We start from the raw sequence: 19,216 nt of genomic DNA on the forward strand, positions 1-19,216 counted from the left end.
TCCATGACAGCGGGGCGCAGGTCATCCGTGTATCACGGCGAGCTAGTGAGGCCGTTCAACGTCGAGCACCCCGACTTTTCAACATCCGCTTACACACGACTTCGCACAGGGCAGACTTACAGTCCCGATCATGTTGACCGATGGGCAGGCGGTAACTGACGTGGCGAGGAGCCGTGCGGGATGGCGCCCGGACAAGCTCCGTGAGGTGCGCGAGGCACACGGATTGACCCTCGAGCGTGCCGGCGAGCGATTGCGGGAAGTGGCGACGCGGGCTGCCATCGCGGTGCCCGCTGCCAACTTCCAGACACTCTGGCAGCACGAGCAGGGCGAGGTGTACCCGGGGCCGCACTACCGACGTGCGTACTGCCTTCTGTACCGCGGTACGGAACCCGAGCTCGGGTTCCGCCACCCCTTGCCCGACGAGGCCACGCACCTGGACCTCACGCCGTCGGCGGAGTCTCGCAACGGGGCCCACGTCCTCGCTGTCGAGCGGGCACTTTCTCAGATCACGCCAGGAACGGATGTCTCCGGAGAGCTCGACGTTCAGCAGCGGATCATCGACGCGTGGAAGCGTCGGCACACGGGCGGAGATCCTCATCGCCCGTCTCTGTTCATCGTCGGCGGCTTCGCAGGCAGCGGGAAGTCGGAGTTCTCGCGCTTCATCTCCCAGCTCACGGGATGGCCCGTCCTCGACAAGGACCCGATCACGCGTCCCTTGGTCGAGCGACTTCTGGTGGAGATGGGCAGCGAGCCCAACGACCGGCATTCCCAGATCTACCGCGAGCAGGTGCGGCCTCTCGAGTACCAGTGCCTGCTGGAGACCGCCTACGCCAACATCGACTGCTCCATCAGCACGGTGCTGACAGCACCGTTCATCTCAGAGGTGATGGATGCCCGGTGGATCCAGCGGCTGACCAATCGGTGCGAGGCCCGAGGAGTCAGCGTCTCCATAGTCTGGATCAAGTGCGATGTGGAGACGATGCGCGAGTACATCGGCTTCCGGTCTGCCGCCCGCGACAGCTGGAAGCTTCAGCACTGGGACGAGTACGTGAAGACCGTAGACGTCGACCTACGTCCTGTCGTCGATCACCTGGTGGTGGACAACCGCCTCGGCGCGGCGATATCCCTCACTGATCAGGTGCGACAGGTGCTGGGGACGGTGTTCTGATGAACCAGGGAATCCTGCTGTACGGACCGCCTGCCGCCGGCAAGGACACCGTGACGGCAGCTCTCGTCCAACTCGACTCACGCTATGCCCTCTTCAGCCGGCTCAAAATCGGCAGCGGGAAGTCGGAGGGCTACCGAATGGGCACGCCCGCCCAGTTGGCAGAGCTGGACGGACGCGGTGACGTTATCTACCGCAACGACCGTTATGGGAACACCTACGTTGTCGACCGTCCGGGACTCGGGCTGGCCATGGAAGGCGGGCGCATTCCGGTCCTCCATCTCGGCCAGGTCGCGGGCATCGAAGCGGTGACCGCCAACTATCCTGCCGCTTGGTCGACGGTGCTGGTGTGGTGCTCTCGGGAGGCCACGGCTGTCCGCTCCAAGGGGCGAGGTGATCGCGATACGGAGGCTCGTCTGGCTGCCTGGGACGCGACGGAGCAGGACCTCGCCATCAACGGTCATTTTCCCTGGGATCTCCGCGTGGACACCGAAGTCTCCTCGTCTGCGGACGGGGCTGCCCTGATTGATCAGCTTGTACGCGCGTCTGTGTGACGATCGTCCGCTGAACACAGCAGTTCGAGGGCATGGGAGATGGTGACGGACCCGTCGTGGATCTCATCCCAACGGTGAAGGACAGCGGCGATTTCCCGCATGAAGTGGTCCGGCAGCCCCGACTCGGCGAGCAGGTCTGCGGCGTCTTCCAGTTCCGGTGCCCACCGCCAGGCGCGGGCGGCGGTCTTGGGGATGTAGTCCGTCTCCGTCAGATAGCTGCCGGTCCGCTTGGCGGCGATCTGCAGGAGTTCGTCCGCGACGCCGTTCGCATCGGCCACCCCGTACGCCACGGCGGCCAGGACGCGGGACGCCTTCTGGTAGCTGGAGTACGCGAGCTTCAGAGCGGAAGCCTGCCCGATCTCATTCCCCAGGGAGCGTGTTTGCACATCGGTCCCTTCGAAGAGGTCGGCAACCAGCGCGACGTGCCGCGGGGGGCCGGAAAGGTAGAGCGTCGGCTGCTTTCCTCCGACCGGCGGAGACCCGACGACAGAACCGTCGAGAACAGCTGTGTCAGGCAGGCAGGCGGCCACAGCCCGGACCCTCTGCGGAGTGATCGCGTTGGCCTCGACGTACGTCCCGTCGCGAAAACCATGCTCGGCCACCTCAGCTGCGACCTCCTCGGCCGCTGCCGGCGGGCACAAGGAGATGACCAGGCCGACGCGCCGTAGAAGCTGTCCGAGATCGTTGACTGCTTCCATACCCGCGAGTTCCGCACGTCGCCGGGAAGCGTCGCTGCGGCCGACAGGACACCAGAGGACGGTCGTGCCTTGGGCTCGGAGCTGAGCTGCGAAGGCCGCACCCATGCTGCCCGGATGCAGCAGTCCCACCTCGGTGATGTCGCACTTCACGTAGTCACACTCCTCGATCAGTCACTGGCCAGCAACAGCGCGATGGCCGTCTCCGCGTCGGGTACGCAATGGTCAGGTACGGCGAGCCGGCTGGGCCAGGCCCGCCCGTTGGGGATCCAGATCGTGCGTAGGCCCGCTCGACGACCTCCATCGATGTCGGTCTCCGGGTTGTCGCCCACCATCCAGCCACCTTGGGAAAGGAGGGAGCCGCACGCTACGGCTGCCGCCTCGAAGACGGCGGGTGCGGGCTTTCGTGCCCCGACGGACTCCGAGACGCAGACGCCATCGATGCGATCGATCAGACCGGTTGCCTGGAGTTTGGCGTTCTGAATGTCGGTCGCTCCGTTGGTGGCGACCCCCACTCGCCAGCCGGTGGCTCGTAGGACATCCAGGCCCGCGAGTACCCTCTCAGGACACCTGACCGCCGCCGCGATGTTGGAGCAGTACTGCCTCCACAACGTCTTCGCGGAGGGCTGGAGACGGTACTGCGCCCGTACGGTTTCGAAGGTGACTGGGAACGCTCGTTCCTGGACCAACTCGACCAACTGCGTAGTGGCGTCGTCAGCGAGGGAGTGCCGAGCGGCGAACTGAACAGCCCAATCGTGGATGGCACCGTTCCTGTCGATCAGGGTGTTGTCGAGATCGAAGAGCACCAGCCGCTGCATAGGTGACGACCTTAGCCGGAACGGATGCGCCGTTACTGAAGAGGGGACTTCACTGTGGTGACCCTGAGGTTGCGCATCCGGAGGGTCCATCGGTGCGCTTCAGCGCGCGCACTCGCGAAGACCGAACCGCCCCCTATGGGGGACACGACTGGGCGTCTTTGCGCGAGACGGTGAGGCCGAGCCGCACGTGCGCGATGCGTGAGCACTCCAACGCGGGCCCGCCGTCCTACGTGAAACCGACACCGACCAGCCCGGTGAGGATGCGCCCTGACTGGTCCCTGAAAGCGGTGCGATAGTCGCCGGTCCCCGGTTAGGGAAACCGGAGACCGGTGCTGGCCCTGCCTTCGCGAGCGGTCGCGCCAGATGTCGCTGGTGAAGGCGGCCCGGGGCGCGGTGGGGGCGGCCCACTTAGCGGGGCGAATCTGTTCACTTTTCACCAGTTCGCCAGGGGCAGACATGAATTCCGCCGAAATGACTGGTGCGCTACGGCAAGGCATGTCAACGTACACACCCAGCCGAGCATCCTTCCCCGAGTCCACGGAGGCGCCCCTGTACCCGCACCACTTCAACGATCCCTTCCGCCCCGGCGCGTCGGACCCGGTGTACTGGGTTACTCCGCGCCACCTGGCCGGTGACGACGGCGCTCTGGCCGAGCAGGTCGGCGACACGTTGGTCGGCCTCGGTTGGCGTATGTGGCCGACCTCTCGCAACACCCTGCTGTTTGTGAGCCCGGACGGGCTGTGCGGCGCCGAGTGGATCCTCTCGGCCTACCCGTTCTCCTTGGGCGGACTGCCCGTCGCCTGGCAGTTGTCTGCCCGCCCTCATGCCGCCTCCGCGATGACGGAGTGGAATGCGTACTTCACCGCGGGCGTCCCGTGCGAGGCACTCGCCGATCTCCTTGTCGTGATCGACGCCCGCGAGGCGCCTGATGGCGTGGGCGAGGGTCCCGAGACGGTCTTGAACGCACTCGCCGCACGGGGCTGGTACAGGGATGCGGACCGGCCCGGTACTACCGCCATGGCCCCCGGGTCTTCCTGCAGCATGTCCCTGGAGGTGTTGCCGCCGCTCATCGAGGATGCCGACCCGCGCCCTGACCTGGTCGGCTGGCAGGCGTGGGCGGAACCCGCTCTGGCAGAACCGTATCTGTGGTGCGCCAGTTTCAGCGCCAGCGTCCCCCATGACTTGGTCGCCTCGTTCGCTGCCTCGCTCGCTTCTCAGGTCCCGGTGGCTCGCCGCACTCTGCCCGAGAGCGCCGTGGACCGGCTCAGCGTCATCCGCCACAGCTGACGACCCACGCTCCTGGAGCGCCTGTGGTGCCGCTCGACGCCCATTCCCCAAGTGGCCCGTTCCCCCTTGCCTGCCAGTTGGCAGAGATGGAGAGTTCATGTTCCGACGCCGTGCTCGCGCCGACCGTGCCTTCCGCGAAGCCCAGCGCGCCGGCCAAGCGATGCTGGCCATGTACGCCCAGCAGCCGCGGCCCACCGATCCCGGCCTGGTCGCCGCTGCGGTCCCGGCCACACCGGACAGGGCGGTGGAGCTCACCTTCCTGCCGCCGGACTTTCGGGCGCCATCCCGCAAGGACGTCGAGGGGTTCATGATGCGCTGGGACTCCCCGCTCGTCATCGACGGCGAGGTCCGTCAGTGCCCCGCGTGTGGCGCGTACCGCAACTGGATCATCTTCAACCTGCGCGACGACTCGGTATGGCTGCGCTGCCGGGCCGGCCACGAGACGAAGGAGACCGGCCTGGACACCGCCTGGTACAACCGCAACTCCGGTCCGGCCGACCGCTGGCACCCCACCCTGGAGGACGGCCTGCGCCACCTCGGCCACTGACCTCCGCGAAACCCCTCGCCCCACTTCTCCGTATCACCGGTGCCCGGAGGGCCGGCCTGGTCAGACCGTCCATTCCGCAGCAACTTTGGGGTATCGCATGCGCCTTCACAACACCACCCTGGGCCTGAGCGCCCTCACCGTCCTGGCCCTGGCGGGCTGTTCCAACGGCAGCACCTCCGCTGACTCCCCGACCGCTTCCGCCCCTGTGCGCCCAGAGGGCAAGGATGCCTCTGTGCCCAGGCCGCTGTCCTCGGCCGCGCTGAGCAAGCGCCTCCTCGACGAGGGCGACCTGGGCGAGGGCTACATCCGTAAGCCGGAACAGCCCAAGCGGCACGACGCCGTCACGGTGACCGGCTGCCCGGCGCTGGAGAAGCTCGGCGACCAGGCCGCGGCCGGTGGCAGCCTCGACTTCCCACGCAGGGCGAAGGCGTCCTTCACCTACACGGGCGGCAGCGACTCCGAGGTGGCCGAGGAGCTGTACAGCGACACCGAGCAGAGGCTCTCCGATGTCGTGGGCCGGATCTTCGATGCGATGACTTCGTGCCGCACGTATCAGGTGCGCCTCGGCAGTACCCCCGTCACGATTACGACCCGGAAGGTGCTTGCCGAGGCCCGGCTGGGCGAGGAGCGGTGGAGTCAGCTGCTCACCTTCACCGCCGGCGGACGGAGCAGCGTCGTCAAGCAGACAGTCGTTCGTGTGGGGAGGGTGGTTGCGGTGGTCTCGGGCTCGTCCGCGCTCGTCGATGCCCACGTGGAGAGGGCGGTGGCGAAAGCCCGCGGGGCTCACTGAATGGGTAGGAATGCCGCAGGCCCGACCGGACAAGCCGGTCGGGCCTGCGGCGTGTGCGGAGCCGGGGACCACGTGGACGGGCACGTGGCCCTGAGGGTGCTGTTCAAGCAGACGGAGTCTTGAAGAGCCGCTCCTTGGCGTGTGGCCGGTCAGTCCTGTTCGTGTCCGGCGAGGTCTTCGACGGCATCGCCGGGACTGAGGATTTCGGCCAGGCGCTCGAACTTCGCGTAGTCCTCGTCGGTCACGAGGTCGTAGACGCTGTCCGGGGAGGCGTCGGTGAATTGGTATGCGTACTTCATATACAGGCCGATAAGGGCCTTCTGCATCGTGTGGCGTTCACTCATCCAGGCGCCCACTGGCTGCATGTGCGCGACCGCGATGTCTATCTCCGCCCGGGTGCAGGTGCAGAGCAGGTCGTACTCGGCGGTGGTGAACGGGCGTCCGTCGTGGTGATACAGGCGACCGGGTTCGTCGCGGCGGGAGGTGTCTACGTCGGTGAGGAGGACGACGGCACGGGGTCGGATGTCGGTCTGGGCCATACAGGGAGTCCTTCCGGAGTGGGGTTGAGGCATCAAGTCTCCGGACGATCGCCGGTTGGGCTAACCGGCGATCGTCGTCTATGTTGCGCCCGTTTTGGTCAGCGGCGATGCGCTGGCGACCGCTGCTGGAGCGGCACGGCGGCCGCGGGATGCACCGTTACACCGGGTCGTTGTGCGGTGCTGCGGGCCTTGGCTGCCTGGGCTCGGGGTCCGGGGGCGTGGCGCTCGCCGAGGCGACGGACGCGCCAGGTCAGGGCGCGGGCAGGGTTGTTGGCGTCGTCCAGGGTGCGCTGGCCAAGCGCCTGGTCGAGGACGACGGTCGCGTTATGTCCGGCTGCCTCCGCTTCGGCGAGCACGGCGGCCAGCGCGTCCCAGGCAGGGTCGCCCAGGATGCGCTCGGCGTACTCGGGGACCGCCTGCTGGAGGTGGTAGGCGAAGCGGTGCTTCATCTGGAGGCTGGGAGCGCGTTGCGCGAGTCCTGTCAGGACAGGCTCGGCGACCTGCGCGCACACGATCTGCAGGTGGACGAGAGCCTGTTCGGCTGCTGCTTCTTGCTGGGCGTGCTGGTGGGTGCGGTGCCAGTGCATGGCGAACGCCACCGTCGTGAGCACGGTGTCCAGGAGCATCGCGAACCCGGCTCCGTCGCCGTCCGAGGGCTGCTCGCGCCAGATCGCTTGGACGCTGCGGCGCAGGACGCGGGTGCTGTCGAGGTCGGCTGCGATACGGGAGCGGGTGGCGCGCTCGAAGGCGACGGCGGCCTGTTCGAGTTCGGACCTCAGCGCGGCCGGCGCGGCGATCGGCAGTAGGTCCAGCGTGGCGCCGAGCGCGACCAGTTGGCCTTGGGCGGTCGGATCGTCGCCATGGGTGAGGTGGTGGGGGATGCGTTCGGTGGCGGCGGTGGCCTGGTGCCACGGGTCACCTGGCCAGGCAGGGGCCGGTTCGGGGCTGGTGGTGGCGAGGCCTTTGCGGATCTTGGGCAGAGACAGGTCGGGGGCGAGGGTGGAGCCCGCGTAGAACACCGGCTGGCCCTGGTCGTTGATGTCGTTGGGCATGGCGAAGTTGCAGCCGAGCGCGTCGCCGGAGGGGCCGAGCTTGAGGCGCACGGTCACGCCGGTGGCTTCCAGCAGGGAGAAGAACTCGGCTTCGTCGGACGCGGCGGCGACCGCGCGGCGCACCCGCAGGCGCAGGACATCGCGGGTGGTGGCGTCCTGGCCCAGGCGCTTGGCCTTGAAGTGCTCCTTGCTGGTGTGGCGTTTGGCGCCGGTGCCGTCGCCCTGATTCAGCCGCCTGAGCCCGTAGTCGACTTCGATCTTGCGGGCCTCGCGCTGGACGGCGCGCTGGTCGTAACCGCGCTCGGGACGGCGGCCGTCCTGGCGTACGAGGGTGGCGGCGATGTGGATGTGGTCCTCGGCGTGGCGGACGGCCACCCAGCGGCAGGCTTCATCGTCCCCTTCGGGGGCGATGCCGGCGGCGGCCACCATCCGGCGGGCGATGTCCGCCCACTGCGCGTCGGTGAGGATCGGATCTTCGGGTGCGGCCCGGACGGGGCAGTGCCACACGGTGTCCTTGGGTGCTTTGTCGCCCAGCATTTTCACGGGCTGGTCGAGTTGGGCGACGAGCTGCCGCTCGACCGCTTTGGGGTCGCGGTGAGGGCTGCGGCCGGGGTCGGGGGCGAAGCCGTTCCAGGACGCCACCAGGTGCGGGTCGGTGTGCTCGTTCGCCCGGCCCTTGCCGAAGAGGTAGCCGATCGTGCGGCCTGCGGCTTTCGGGCCCGAGCCAAGGATGATCTTGGGTATCACCCGCTCACCGTCCTTCAGTGACCTGGGCGATGGCGGCGTCCAGCTGGGTGATGGACGCCTCAATATGGTCCAGGAGCTGTTGGACGGCGGCGGGGTGGGGCCAGGCGCCGTCCTTGTTGAGGTGGTGGGTGAGCTGGTTGAGGTTGCTGCCGACCTTTCCGAGTTGCCCGTTGGCGGTCATGAGCACCTTGACCATGGCGCGGTAGTCGGCCACCGCCGCAGTGGGGTCATCGGCGCGGGCCGCAGCGAGCGAGCACTCAGCCACATAGCCACCAGGCGCCATGCCACTCAGGGCAGAGGCGCCCTGGACGAGGGCGAACTCGTCGTCGTTGTAGCGGGGATGGACGCGGCGCTCGCGCAGCTGCTGGTCACGCAGACGGCGACGCGGCGTACGCTGCTGCGGCGCGCTCGGCGACGGTTCGGCACCCCCAGCCTCGGTCGGCCCCCTGGGCCGACCGACTCCGGTGCCGCCCCGGCGCCGGATGCCTCCGCCCCGGAGGGGGCGGAGGCCGGGTAAGGACTCCTTACCCGACAACTTGCTGCGCGTGTGACGGGAGTGGTGACCATCTGCTCTTGGGCGATGGGGAATTCGGGGTAGTGATCGCGCACGACGCGATGTCCTTGTGTCGGGGTTGCGGGGGTGTTGGGTCAGGCGGCGCGCGGTTGTGTGTTGAGCTCGGCGAACTGCTCGGCTGCGAGGTCGAGCAGATCCACCAGGCGCCGCTCCGGGAGGCAAGCCGCGGAGGCTAGGGCGCCATTGATGCGCGGGTCGAGGGTGCTGACGGCATCCAGTCCGGCGGCGCGGGCGACAACCAGGCGCAGCTCGGCCTCAAGCCAGGCCCACTGCTCGATGGCGGGCACCGGGGTGTCTTCATTGATCTGGCCGAGGGGGCCGATCCTGAGTCGGCTCAGGTAGTGGCCGCCGGCAGAGAGGATGTCGGGAAGGGAGATCTCGTCCTGAGCCATCCATCGTCCCTGCTCCAGCAGAGTGAGGATGGCGCAGCGCAGCAGGGTCATCTCGTCGCGCTCAGGCGCGGTGCAGATGGGGCAGGACCAGTTGTGGCAGTCCCAGGCGGGCGTGGTCGAGCGGGGCATGGCGGAAGGGCCTTTCAGCGGCGGGTGGTTAGAGGTGCGAGGGAGAGTTCAGTGGGGGTGGCCGGTACGGACTGAGTCCTGTTGCTCGGCCTTGACCGTGTTGACGATGCTCTGGGCCAGGTCCGTGCCGACCTGGTGGCCGTCGGCGCGGACGGCTGCCTTGAGGGAGTCACGAGAGAGGCGCCCCGTCTCGCGGTAGATGCGCTCCGCGTACGCGATGAGGGCATCCCGCGGCAGGTCGGGCTTGCGACCCGGGCGTACCGGCTCCGGCTTCCCGCCAGGCTCGGCACCCGCGTCTCTGCCCGCGCTCACGTCCGTGCCCCCATCAGTAGCGGATTGAGGGCGGACCATGAATTCCGGGCGGTCCGACCGGTGTACGCCTTGGTCGCCCGGATTCGGTACGCCCTCCGGGCGCTCGGGCCTTGCCCGCTTCGCCGCGGCAGTGCGGGGCTGGCTGACTCGGTCTCCGGGCGTCTCCCACCGTTCGGGCAGCGGGAGCGAGGCCAACCGTGTGGCCTGCTGTCGGGTCCCGAGTTTTCGCAGCAGCAGTTCGTCCTGGCGGAGATCACCGTCGACGTCGGCCTTCTCCAGCGCTTCGTGCAGGCGCCGAGTCGCACGCCGGCCACGTCCCTTGTTGCGCTTCGCTTCGGGCATCGCTTCGATGCGGAGGATCAATGTGACGGCCCGGCTCAGGGCGCGTTCGCGGATGAGTCGTGCGGCATCGGCGTCTTGGTCGTGGATGCCCAGGCGTGCCAGCAGTCGCTCGCGTGCCTGTCGGCCGAGGATTGCGGGCAGGCTGCGTGAGGCGGCCTCGGGGGTGTGGTGGCGTAGCTCGATTCCCATGGCCAGGTGCCAGAGGACTGCGGCCATGACTGGGCCGATCAGGGCGCGGACCGTGCCGCCTACGGGACCGGACTCGGCGTAGGCGGGGATGATCTGGCCTCCGGTGATCACCCATACCAGGACGCCCGGCGGTCCCGGCGCCTGCCTGGGGCCCTTCAGGTTCTGGCGTGCCATCAATGCCATTGCGAACAAGGCCAGTTCAGCGACTGCGAACATGGAGGCGCGCTCGACGGTGCTGCCCATGCCGAGGTAGTCGGCGGCGAAGCGCCAGCTGGTGTCCGCGCTGTAGGCGGTGCAGCCGATCGCGGCGACGGCGGCGACCCGGACGGCGGCGCTGCTAGGCCGCCTTCCGCCGCCTAGCTTGCGGGCGCGCGGCCACAGCCATCGAGTGACCAGCGCGAGGGTGATGAGCAGGACCGCGATGGCTGCAGGCGCGGGGATCCAGTGCGGCAGGACGGGGATGCCGGTGCTTTCGGCGCTGATGAGGGTGGTGGTGCCAGGGGTCATGCAGAGGCTCTCCAAAGGGGCCTGCGCGTTTGAGGGCAGGCGGAAGCGAGGGCGGGCAGGGCGGTGGGGGCGAGTACCTGTCAGGTGGCGGGCGCGGTGCGGCGTCGGTCGGGGCCGGTGAGGATGACCCGCTCGGTCATCTCGGCGAGACGGGAGGTGACGCGGTCGCCGAGCGCGATGCGCAACTCGGCGGTCGGGAGGTTGGTGGTGATGAGGGTGGGGAGCATGTGCTCGTACCGGTGGTTGATCAGCCGGTAGGTCAGCTCCTCGGTCCACTCGCTGGTCTTGGCCGCACCGAGGTCGTCCAGGAGCAGCAGCGGGCTGCGGGACAGCGTCTGGAGCTCCCGTTCGCCGTCGTGGCCGACACGGGGACGGAGCCGCGCGTGCAGATCGGCGGAGGTGGTGGCCTCCCAGCGCAGGCGGACGCCTCGGGTGAGTAGGGCGCGTACGGCGCCGTATGCCTGGTGGGTCTTGCCAGTGCCGGTGGGGCCGGCGATCAGCAGCGACGGGCCCTCGGCGATGCCTGGTCCGCTCGGGCCGGGGCGTCCGGTGCGGGCGATCTGGTCGGCCCACGTGGCGATCTCGGGGTGGTCAGCCAGGGCGCGGCGGTATCGGGCGGGGATGCGGGCATCGGCGAGTTCCAGGGCGGTGACGGTCTCGGGCGCCGGCTCCTGGGCGGCAGCGGCGGGGTCGATGCCGCGGTTGGCGAGGATCGTGTTGAGCCGGTTGGCGAGCGGGCCGACGCGCTGGGGTGCGCGGGCGAGGGTAGCGGTCAGAGTTCATCTCCGTAGGCGGCGACGACGTCCGTGGGGTTCGTCCATGCCCGGTGGGCGGCGGGCGTGGCGGGGGAGGCGGCGTTCATGACCTCGTGGACGAGGCTGGGCAGGACGCTCGGGGACAGCCCCTTGGCCCGGTGGCGTTCGAGGGCGGCCCGGAGGTGGGCGGGGGCGATGCCCTCGTCGAGGAGCTTGCGCACCTGTCCGCCGAGATGGTTCAGGAAGGCGTCCGGCGGGCGGTGGTTGCACGCCGCGATGTACTCGCCGAGGAGCTGCTTGGCCGAGACGGTGTCGGGCGCGTGGGCGCTTGCGCCCCCCGAAGGGGTATCTCCTAGATCCATGGTCCTAGGTCCTAGATCCGGGCAGTGAGGGTTCACCGACGGCTCCGGGAGGGCTCCATGAGCCCTCATGGAGCCCTCCATAAATCCGTCCTGACCTGTGGTTTCGCAAGCGGTACCCGGATTCGCTGCGGGCTCGCGCATTCCCCTTGTGCCCTCGCGGAGGGCTCCGTGAGACGGCAGCGAGGGCTCCCTGAATCCGGTCTCGGCTGGGCTCGGTGTGACTCCGGCCGGAACCTCGTGATGCGGGCATGCAGGGAGGCGGCTCTTGCTGGGCCGGTTGATCTTCTGATGGAGGCCCCAGGTGACGATGTGCAGGTACCGCTTGTGATCCGGCGCCTTGTAGCGGCAGATCAGCCCGGCGTCGGCGAGCTGGGCGAGGTCCGTCTCGACTTCGGACGGGGTGTGCTCCGGGCGCAGGACCCACAACTGTCCGGCGATGATCGCGGCGTGGTCGCGGTGTCGGCCCTGGTCGTCGGCCTGGGTGAGCAGGCCGAGGAAGGTGCGCTCGGCGGTCAGGGAGACGGCGGCCAAGGACTCGGAGACGAAGGCTTCGGGCTTGATGGTGCGGATTCGTGCCAAGTGCGGGGACGTCCTCACTCGGTGGCCTGTGCGTGGACAGTACGGCTCACCGTCGGTCGGGCGGGATTCGAGGGGGTATTGGCGCGGACGCGCGCAGAGAAGCGATTGCTTTTCCGGGGGTGTCGTCAACATAGCCACACCCCCGTTGCGCAAGTCCAGCCCTATCCGGCCCTATCTCTCACGGCAGAAAGGCTGTGGAAATGGGGCTGTGTGGCGGGCGGGAGCAAAACCTTAAGGCGCGATCCGCTGTTGACCAAATAGTTGCCCGGACCGCAGAGCCAGAAGCATCACATCGGCAAGCCGTTGACACGCCGCCGACGAGGAAGCTACAACACAACATCCCACGTCAGATCCCTGGCCGACACCCCGCTCCAAGCCGCTTCCGGTCCCTTGCGACCCACTTCGCGGCGAACCGCGCGAGCGCAACATAGCCGACGATCGCCGGTTACCAAAACCGGCGATCGGACCTTTCAATTGGAGTCATGCCCCAACGCTCATTGGAAGTCGGATCCGCTGAAATACAGGCGGCCCGCACCATCGGAATCCTCCACGCAGAACAAGGCTTTTCACAATGGCAGTTGGCTGGCCGGGTGACCGCCCCCGGCCACTCGATGTCCAACACCATGCTGTCCCGCATCGAACGCGCCCAACGAGGATGTGATGCCGACGGCCTCGTCGTGATCGCCGAAGCCCTTCTCGTCTCGCCTCCCATGCTGCTGCAGAGGCCGACCGCCACGTGACGAGGACCGCTCAGCACCGCTGACCGAGCACGCCCCCACCCAGTAAGGACCCGCCCTTCTTGCGCCACTCCGACATACCCCCTGCCCTCGTACGACGCCTTCCCGGCACCGAGGGCGGAGCCCCCTTGCCTCGTCTCTACCGCCCCGAAGAAGTCGCCGAAGTCCTCGGCTGCTCCGCCTGGTGGGTCAAGGACCGGGCCCGACGCGGACTCATCCCGCACACCCGCGTCGGCCGCGCCTACCGCTTCACCGGCGCGCACCTTGCCGAGATCGTCTGCCTCCACGAAGAGCGCCCGAAGCGATCCGTCAGCAGCGCGCCGACGAGTCGGGCAGCGACAAGCCCTCCCTCGCGAACTCGTGCCGCCCGGCCTCCTGAGTCGACTACGGCCCCGACGCCAGGGCGTCTGCGGGCCCGACCGCCGCGCCGCACCCAGTACGAGACCGTCGCGTAGTGCGCCCGCGCCCAGTCACAAGCCGAGAGCAGAGGAAGACGGAACTTGGGTTTCGCGGAGAAACGCGGAAACTACTGGCGCGGCCGGTACAAAACCGCGCCCGGCAAGCACCTCACGGTCGTCGACGACACCGGCAAGGCGATCCGGTTCGCCACCAAGGGCGAGGCCCAGCGCGCCGCGAGCGAGGCCGAAAACAAGTACCGGCGCGGCGACTGGCGCGACCCGGCACTCGGCCAGGAGACCTTCGGCGAGTACGCGAACCGCTGGTACGAGGCCCAGGACCTGGCCGCCTCGACCATGCAGAACTACAAGCGCCACATCGAGGAGCACCTCCTCCCAGACTTCGAGGACAAGGCACTCGCCGGCATCCTGCGCACGGACGTCGACCTGTGGGAGAAGAAGGAGAAGGCCGTCTACGCGGCCTCCAGCGTCAAGACCTGGCGCTCGACGCTCCATCTGATCTTCGAGGACGCGATCGACGAGGGCTTGATCACGTCCAACCCGGCCGCCCGACGCCGCGGGCGCGGCAAGCGCGCCGGCCGTTCCCGCGACCGCGGCCCGGAGAAGGTCGTCACCGACCCGCTCGGCATCCTGCTGACCGCCGAGCGCGCCGCCCTGCTCTCTGGCCGCGACGACGAGTTCGTCGCCGTCGTCCTCAAGGGCTACACCGGCATGCGCTGGGGTGAAATCGTCGGCCTGGAAACGGAGTTCGCCCGCCCTGGGGCCGTCCGCGTCGAATGGCAGCTGTACGAACTCGACACCGGCGAGATGGTGCGCTGCCCGCCCAAGGACGACAGCTACCGCACCATCGACGCGATGGACTGGCTTTCGGCCCTGGTCGCCAACCACGTCGCCCACACGAAGCCGAAACCCTGCCCGTGCCACGGCAGGACCTACGTCTTCCGGGGCCAGGGCACGGCCCGCACCGGTGGCCACCACGGTGCGAAGCTCGTCGACGTCGCGCGCCGCGCCGAGGTTTCCACAGGCACCGTCTCCAACGTCCTCAACCACCCCGACCGCGTGACCGAAGCCAAGCGGGCGAAGGTGGAGCAGGCCATCGCGGACCTGGGCTTCGTGCGGGGCGGCCCGGTGGCGCAGCACGCAGCCCACTGGCGCCGAAACGGATTCGGGACGTGGCTGTTCACGCCGGCTGTCTCCGGCTGGTATCCGAAGAAGGCACCGCAGCTACCTCGCCCCGTACCGCTGCTCAGCGAGCCGTGGCCCGGAGTCCCTGCCCGAGGGCGCGGCGCCAGCGACCGGGCCGACGCCTGCTGGCTACCGATCGCCAAGGGCCTCACACCCCACGGCCTCCGCCACACCCACCGAACGGTGATGGAGGATCTCGGTACCGAGAAGGTCCTCATGGACGACCGCATGGGCCACATCGACGGCTCCGTTTCGGCGCGCTATGCCCACGTCACCCCCGGGATGCGCACGCGCCTCATGCTTGGACTGACCGAGCAGTGGGAGACGGCACTCGACGCTCGCTTGGCGATGAGTCCCACGTCACCAGTGCGCGTACTCGGCGATGCCCTACGTGCGCGCAGGGAATCACGTCAGCCTGTGGAGTCCTAAGGGTGAATATGGCTGTGCCGTGCGGGAGCAGCGTCAACCTCCTGGAGGTCACCTCGCTCCGGGTGTTATGGCAAACGCCCGGTGAGAGGGCCAGTAGACCTGGCTCAATAGACACATGGAGATTGGCGAGCACTGGGCGTACCGCGCGAGGTCGAAGGACCTGGGCAGCGAGGTCCTCCATGTGGAGGTTGTTCGCGTGGGCGGCCCCGGTAGGTCTGGCTGGGTCCACGTGAGGTTCCTCGAAGGCGATGCCGCTGGCTTGCAGGAGTGGGTCAGTTCCGGCTCTCTCGTGGCACCGTGGGCGGAGGCCGAGACGTTCTGCGCGGATGACGCGGCGGAGTTGGCGCTGGCGGAGTCCTCTCGCCACGTCCGGGGCAGTACGGATTTCGAGGCCGCCCGCATGATCCTCGGATTCGTCCGTCCGAAGAACAGGCTGCGCCTGCGCCGAACCGTGGCTGACGCCGGGGTCCTGGAGCTGAGCCGCCTCGATGAGACGGCACCGCTCATCGGCTTGGGCGCCGCTGAACTCCGCGGCGACGCCATGGTCTACGAGAACCGACACGGCTTGTGCCTGGCCGGGTGGCCGGTCACCGAGCGCGTCGCCCGTCGGGTCGCCAGCCGCCTCGCCGATGAGATCCTTCCGGAGGTGGACCGCAAGCAGCAGGGCATCGAGCAGGAGCGTGCCCAGTCCTCCTGGTATTCCTACAGCCGACGGGACGACCGGAAGCTGGACGCGGAGTCGGCCGTCCTGCGAACCGTCCGGGCCTGGTGCGGCGAAGACAAGGCTGACCGCTACAACGAGCTGGTCGCCCTGCGTGCCGAGGTCATCCGGCTCGGAGAACTCGTCGAGAAGGCGGCAAAGGCCCTACGCGACCGAGGTCACGGCGTCATCGCCTCCACCATTGAGCGCGACCTTGGCGTCCATATCGCCACCCTTGATCCTGATGTGCGTCGATGACGCCGCGCCACGGGTCTGGCTCCGGCTGCGGAGGCGTTGGCTGAGCCTGGGGCTTCTCCTTCTCAGGCCGGTCCGGGTGCCAGCCGTCGAGGAACGGCCGCAGCTGCTTCTTCGTCGGGCTCCGCGTTGAAGTCGCGGGCGCCCAGACCCTTGCCGTTCGTCGTGGGGTCGAGCTGATCCGCCTCCGCGTTCCCCCACGCCGACCACTCACGCAGCCTCTCAGCTTCGAGGACATCTTCCGACGCGGCGGCGATTTCATCCAGCGCGGCGCAGAACGCCCGGATCTCACCCGCGGCCCGCCACTGTTCAAGGGCCGTGCCGAAGTGCTCGGCCCGTACCGCGTGAACCGCCTTGACCGAAGCCGCACTGATCGTCGCCTCCCATTCCCGCAGCTCACGCTCCTCACGCTCCGCCGCCAGCCGCCGACGCTCGGCCTCCTGGCGCTCACGTTCCTTTCGCAGACGCCGCTGCTCCGCCTCTCGCTCCAACCGGGTCCGCTCCTGCTCCTCCGCGCGCGCCTTCAACGCCCGGAAGATTGAGACGATCTGCTCCTCCAACGGTTTCTTGGCTGTGTCGGCCCATTCCTTCTTCCAGCCGTAGCTGTACCCCGAGTTCTCGCTGACCAGCAGCTCCAGTTCGCCGGACGGCTCGAACTTGTGGGCCGGCGTGACCCGCTGCCAGTCATACGTCCGTCGGCCCGGCTGCTTGGGTACGTACCGGACCTGCTTCTGCCGCTCACGGAAGCTGATCTCGTACGTCCTGCCGTGGACAGTGAGCAGCGGCCTCGGCTGCCTGCGCTTCTTGGACACAGCGATCTCGCCGTACCGCGCGAGTGCCTGATCGGCAAGGAGCTGGATCAGTGCGAGCACCCTCGGCAATACCTCCTCGGAGATCTCGAAGGCGCTGTGGTCCTTGGTGACCGAGGCGAGCACGTCCTCGACGTCGGTGATCACACGGCTGCGCGCCAGACGGATCCGGTTCCACTCGGTGTCGTCCTCGCCTGACACCCGGAGCAGGCCAAGGAAGAAGTCACCCTTCGCCCGCCCGCTGTACTTCAGGTGGTACCCCTCCGGAGCGCACTGCCGCGCCGCGTCGAACGCTCTGCGATACCGAGCCCGTTCCGCCTCGCTGGGGTTCGGGATCCGAAGGAATCGTCCGGCTTCCTGCACTTGCGCGATGAGCGCCTGCCCGACAGCCGCCGGCGACGGACGCGGAGGTTTCACAGCCCGTTTCGGAGCAGGCTTCGTCTCGGTCGGGAGATCGGCACCCTGCGACGGACCAGAGGCCGTCGACACCTCGGCTTCAGACGCCGCTGCGCGAGCCTTGCGTGGAGCCAGCTCCGGACGATCGGGATGATGCCCGTGCTCCAGGTAGAAGCGCCCCGCGTCAGTGATCTCCGCCTGCCACCTCCCCTTCTTCCTGGGCATGGTCACCAAGCCCCGGTCCCTGAGCGCGCGAGCCGTGACGGCGAGCTCGGGGCTGTCCGACGTGACGGGGTCGGTGCCGCCCCCGATGCGGGTGAGGAGTGCGAGCTGCCGGTCATTCAACGGAGACCAAGGGTGCATGGCAATCGTCGTACCGTCTTGGGTCTGCTCGGCACAAGCCGTGCGGTGAATGATCCGGGGCGCGATGCGTACGCCCGCGCCGAGTGGAGGCAGAAGGCCGCTCCTCGGGGAGCCACCGGGAGCCGGATCTCCAAGATCACACCCAGTTGGCTCCCAAACGGCTCCCAAAACCGGGTCGCAAAGCAAATCAGGCCCGGCTCTGATCTCTCAGAACCGGGCCTGACCTGGTGTTTCAGCTGTCGGGGTGGCGGGATTTGAACCCACGACCTCTTCGTCCCGAACGAAGCGCGCTACCAAGCTGCGCTACACCCCGATGTCGTCGGTGTCCCGGCGACATCGATTACTTTAGCTCACCCGCGCCGGGAGGCGAAATCCGGTTCCGGGCGCCGCGACCGGTGCGGCGTGCGCCGCTCAGCGCCCGGATGCCGGGCGTCCGGGGACGGGATGCTGAGGCGGATGCCGTGTGGTGCCAGGTGGTGCCAGAGGTGGGCCCCCGGGAGGCCGGCGCCGGCGTCTCGCGCGGCAGTCCCGCGGCGACGGGTGGGCCCCCGGGAGGCCGGGGCCGGCCGACGGCGTACACGTCCCGCCCTCCCCCGACCCGCCGACCGTCCGGCAGACTCGCTTCTCGCCCCTCATTCCCCGGCCGTCAGCGTCAGTAGCGTCGCTTCCGGCGGGCAGGCGAAGCGGACCGGCGTGTAGCGGTTGGTGCCGCAGCCCGCCGAGACGTGGAGGTAGGCGCGGTTGCCGTTCGCCTCGTGGGCGGAGAGGCCCTTCACCCGGTCCGTGTCCAGGTCGCAGTTGGTGACCAGGGCACCGTAGAACGGGATGCAGAGCTGGCCGCCGTGCGTGTGGCCCGCCAGGATCAAGGGGTAGCCGTCCGCCGTGAACGCGTCCAGCGAGCGCAGGTACGGGGCGTGGACCACGCCGATGGAGAGGTCCGCGCCGCTCTCCGGGCCGCCCGAGACCTCCGCGTACCTGTCCCGCTTGATGTGCGGGTCGTCCAGGCCGGTGAAGGCGATCTCGAAACCGTCGAGCTTGAGGCGGCCCCGGGTGTTGGAGAGGCCCACCCAGCCCGCCGCGTCGAAGGCGTCCCGCATCGGCTCCCACGGGTTGTGGACCGCGCCGACCGCCGGGGCGTTCCCGTTGAGGCCGTGCTTGCCCTCGACCTTCTCCAGGAGATAGCGGGCCGGGTTGCGGAGCTTGGGGCCGTAGTAGTCGTTCGACCCGAAGACGTACACCCCCGGGAACTCCATCAGCGGGCCGAGCGCGTCCAGCACCTCCGGTACGGCCTCCGGGTCGGAGAGGTTGTCGCCGGTGTTCACGACGAAGTCGGGACGCAGACCCGCCAGGGACTGCAGCCAGGCGCGCTTCTTGCGCTGTCCGCTCACCATGTGGATGTCGGAGACCTGGAGCACCCGCAACGGCCGCGCCCCGTGCGGGAGTACGGGTACCGTGACCCGTCGGAGCCGGAAGGAGCGGGCCTCGAAGCCCGCGGCGTAGGCAAGACCGGCCGCGCCGAGCGCTGCGCCGACTGCCGTGATTTTCAGGGGAACTCCGTACCGTGCGCGCATGCGTCCATCGTCGCAGACAC

Annotated in this window: 20 protein-coding genes and 1 tRNA gene; 9 read left to right on the forward strand and 12 right to left on the reverse strand. The window is 68.6% G+C overall.

Annotated features, from left to right (window positions below):
- Positions 1-130: 130 nt before the first annotated feature.
- A complete protein-coding gene (locus PZB75_RS17620) occupies positions 131-1,168 on the forward strand; it encodes an AAA family ATPase (RefSeq protein ID WP_275536266.1) in 1,038 nt (345 codons plus the stop codon).
- Positions 1,168-1,719, forward strand: coding sequence for a guanylate kinase (locus tag PZB75_RS17625; RefSeq protein WP_275536267.1), 552 nt, complete (start codon positions 1,168-1,170; stop codon positions 1,717-1,719). Before PZB75_RS17620 ends, PZB75_RS17625 begins: the two co-directional genes overlap by 1 nt.
- Here the strand turns inward: PZB75_RS17625 and PZB75_RS17630 are convergent.
- Complete coding sequence (locus PZB75_RS17630; RefSeq protein WP_275536268.1) at positions 1,695-2,567, reverse strand: DUF1932 domain-containing protein; 873 nt, start codon at positions 2,565-2,567, stop codon at positions 1,695-1,697. The genes PZB75_RS17625 and PZB75_RS17630 overlap by 25 nt on opposite strands.
- A 17-nt stretch (positions 2,568-2,584) precedes the next feature.
- The gene (locus tag PZB75_RS17635) at positions 2,585-3,232 is read right to left on the reverse strand and encodes an HAD-IA family hydrolase (protein WP_275536269.1); all 648 of its coding nucleotides are present in this window, start codon (positions 3,230-3,232) and stop codon (positions 2,585-2,587) included.
- Between the two features lie 600 nt (positions 3,233-3,832).
- Between PZB75_RS17635 and PZB75_RS17640 the strand changes: the two genes are divergently transcribed.
- The 3 genes from PZB75_RS17640 to PZB75_RS17650 all read left to right on the forward strand — a co-directional run bounded on the left by PZB75_RS17640 (position 3,833) and on the right by PZB75_RS17650 (position 5,856).
- The gene (locus PZB75_RS17640; protein WP_275538746.1) at positions 3,833-4,519 is read left to right on the forward strand and encodes a DUF317 domain-containing protein; all 687 of its coding nucleotides are present in this window, start codon (positions 3,833-3,835) and stop codon (positions 4,517-4,519) included.
- Positions 4,520-4,616: 97 nt separating this feature from the next.
- Positions 4,617-5,066 carry a hypothetical protein gene (locus PZB75_RS17645; RefSeq protein WP_275536270.1) on the forward strand — a complete coding sequence of 150 codons (450 nt, stop codon included), beginning with the start codon at positions 4,617-4,619 and terminating at the stop codon, positions 5,064-5,066.
- 97 nt (positions 5,067-5,163) lie between these two features.
- Entirely contained in the window at positions 5,164-5,856 is a 693-nt protein-coding gene (locus PZB75_RS17650) for a hypothetical protein (protein WP_275536271.1), read from the forward strand.
- Between the two features lie 149 nt (positions 5,857-6,005).
- Here the strand turns inward: PZB75_RS17650 and PZB75_RS17655 are convergent, their stop codons facing one another.
- The 7 genes from PZB75_RS17655 to PZB75_RS17685 all read right to left on the reverse strand — a co-directional run bounded on the left by PZB75_RS17655 (position 6,006) and on the right by PZB75_RS17685 (position 12,335).
- Entirely contained in the window at positions 6,006-6,395 is a 390-nt protein-coding gene (locus tag PZB75_RS17655) for a hypothetical protein (protein WP_275536272.1), read from the reverse strand.
- Between the two features lie 98 nt (positions 6,396-6,493).
- Positions 6,494-8,194, reverse strand: coding sequence for a mobilization protein (locus tag PZB75_RS17660; protein ID WP_275536273.1), 1,701 nt, complete (start codon positions 8,192-8,194; stop codon positions 6,494-6,496).
- Positions 8,195-8,198: 4 nt separating this feature from the next.
- Positions 8,199-8,729: a plasmid mobilization relaxosome protein MobC gene (gene mobC, locus PZB75_RS17665; protein WP_275536274.1), complete on the reverse strand. Its 531-nt coding sequence runs from the start codon at positions 8,727-8,729 to the stop codon at positions 8,199-8,201.
- A gap of 113 nt (positions 8,730-8,842) precedes the next feature.
- Positions 8,843-9,289: a hypothetical protein gene (locus PZB75_RS17670; protein ID WP_275536275.1), complete on the reverse strand. Its 447-nt coding sequence runs from the start codon at positions 9,287-9,289 to the stop codon at positions 8,843-8,845.
- 48 nt (positions 9,290-9,337) lie between these two features.
- Positions 9,338-10,639 carry a hypothetical protein gene (locus tag PZB75_RS17675; protein WP_275536276.1) on the reverse strand — a complete coding sequence of 434 codons (1,302 nt, stop codon included), beginning with the start codon at positions 10,637-10,639 and terminating at the stop codon, positions 9,338-9,340.
- Between the two features lie 80 nt (positions 10,640-10,719).
- Entirely contained in the window at positions 10,720-11,415 is a 696-nt protein-coding gene (locus PZB75_RS17680; protein ID WP_275538747.1) for an ATP-binding protein, read from the reverse strand.
- Positions 11,412-12,335: a hypothetical protein gene (locus tag PZB75_RS17685; protein ID WP_275536277.1), complete on the reverse strand. Its 924-nt coding sequence runs from the start codon at positions 12,333-12,335 to the stop codon at positions 11,412-11,414. Before PZB75_RS17685 ends, PZB75_RS17680 begins: the two co-directional genes overlap by 4 nt.
- Positions 12,336-12,817: 482 nt before the next feature.
- Between PZB75_RS17685 and PZB75_RS17690 the strand changes: the two genes are divergently transcribed.
- From PZB75_RS17690 to PZB75_RS17705, 4 genes are all read left to right on the forward strand, one after another.
- On the forward strand, positions 12,818-13,075 hold the full coding sequence (locus tag PZB75_RS17690) for an XRE family transcriptional regulator (RefSeq protein WP_275536278.1): 258 nt from the start codon (positions 12,818-12,820) through the stop codon (positions 13,073-13,075).
- A gap of 74 nt (positions 13,076-13,149) precedes the next feature.
- Positions 13,150-13,527 (forward strand): helix-turn-helix domain-containing protein, encoded by a 378-nt coding sequence (locus PZB75_RS17695; RefSeq protein WP_275538748.1) that lies wholly within the window; start codon positions 13,150-13,152, stop codon positions 13,525-13,527.
- A gap of 45 nt (positions 13,528-13,572) precedes the next feature.
- Positions 13,573-15,102 carry a LacI family DNA-binding transcriptional regulator gene (locus PZB75_RS17700; RefSeq protein ID WP_275536279.1) on the forward strand — a complete coding sequence of 510 codons (1,530 nt, stop codon included), beginning with the start codon at positions 13,573-13,575 and terminating at the stop codon, positions 15,100-15,102.
- Positions 15,103-15,217: 115 nt separating this feature from the next.
- Positions 15,218-16,060, forward strand: a complete 843-nt coding sequence (locus PZB75_RS17705; RefSeq protein WP_275536280.1) for a PE-PGRS family protein — start codon at positions 15,218-15,220, stop codon at positions 16,058-16,060.
- Between the two features lie 62 nt (positions 16,061-16,122).
- On the opposite strand, the gene PZB75_RS17710 is transcribed toward PZB75_RS17705, so the two are convergent.
- The 3 genes from PZB75_RS17710 to PZB75_RS17720 form a co-directional block, all read right to left on the reverse strand.
- Entirely contained in the window at positions 16,123-17,067 is a 945-nt protein-coding gene (locus tag PZB75_RS17710) for a hypothetical protein (RefSeq protein ID WP_275536281.1), read from the reverse strand.
- Between the two features lie 797 nt (positions 17,068-17,864).
- Positions 17,865-17,938, reverse strand: a tRNA-Pro gene (locus tag PZB75_RS17715).
- Positions 17,939-18,257: 319 nt separating this feature from the next.
- Positions 18,258-19,196, reverse strand: a complete 939-nt coding sequence (locus PZB75_RS17720; protein WP_275536282.1) for a metallophosphoesterase — start codon at positions 19,194-19,196, stop codon at positions 18,258-18,260.
- Between the last annotated feature and the right edge of the window lie 20 nt (positions 19,197-19,216).

It is taken from the genome of Streptomyces sp. AM 4-1-1, from assembly GCF_029167625.1.
Lineage (GTDB): Bacteria > Actinomycetota > Actinomycetes > Streptomycetales > Streptomycetaceae > Streptomyces.

Excerpts from the sequence above, each read along its gene's own strand:
- PZB75_RS17645 (WP_275536270.1), top strand. The coding sequence starts at position 4,617 with ATGTTCCGACGCCGTGCTCGCGCCGACCGTGCCTTCCGCGAAGCCCAG.
- PZB75_RS17690 (WP_275536278.1), top strand. The coding sequence starts at position 12,818 with ATGCCCCAACGCTCATTGGAAGTCGGATCCGCTGAAATACAGGCGGCC.
- PZB75_RS17655 (WP_275536272.1), bottom strand. The coding sequence starts at position 6,395 with ATGGCCCAGACCGACATCCGACCCCGTGCCGTCGTCCTCCTCACCGAC.
- PZB75_RS17650 (WP_275536271.1), top strand. The coding sequence starts at position 5,164 with ATGCGCCTTCACAACACCACCCTGGGCCTGAGCGCCCTCACCGTCCTG.
- PZB75_RS17705 (WP_275536280.1), top strand. The coding sequence starts at position 15,218 with ATGGAGATTGGCGAGCACTGGGCGTACCGCGCGAGGTCGAAGGACCTG.
- PZB75_RS17625 (WP_275536267.1), top strand. The coding sequence starts at position 1,168 with ATGAACCAGGGAATCCTGCTGTACGGACCGCCTGCCGCCGGCAAGGAC.
- PZB75_RS17720 (WP_275536282.1), bottom strand. The coding sequence starts at position 19,196 with ATGCGCGCACGGTACGGAGTTCCCCTGAAAATCACGGCAGTCGGCGCA.
- PZB75_RS17670 (WP_275536275.1), bottom strand. The coding sequence starts at position 9,289 with ATGCCCCGCTCGACCACGCCCGCCTGGGACTGCCACAACTGGTCCTGC.
- PZB75_RS17635 (WP_275536269.1), bottom strand. The coding sequence starts at position 3,232 with ATGCAGCGGCTGGTGCTCTTCGATCTCGACAACACCCTGATCGACAGG.
- PZB75_RS17675 (WP_275536276.1), bottom strand. The coding sequence starts at position 10,639 with ATGACCCCTGGCACCACCACCCTCATCAGCGCCGAAAGCACCGGCATC.
- PZB75_RS17620 (WP_275536266.1), top strand. The coding sequence starts at position 131 with ATGTTGACCGATGGGCAGGCGGTAACTGACGTGGCGAGGAGCCGTGCG.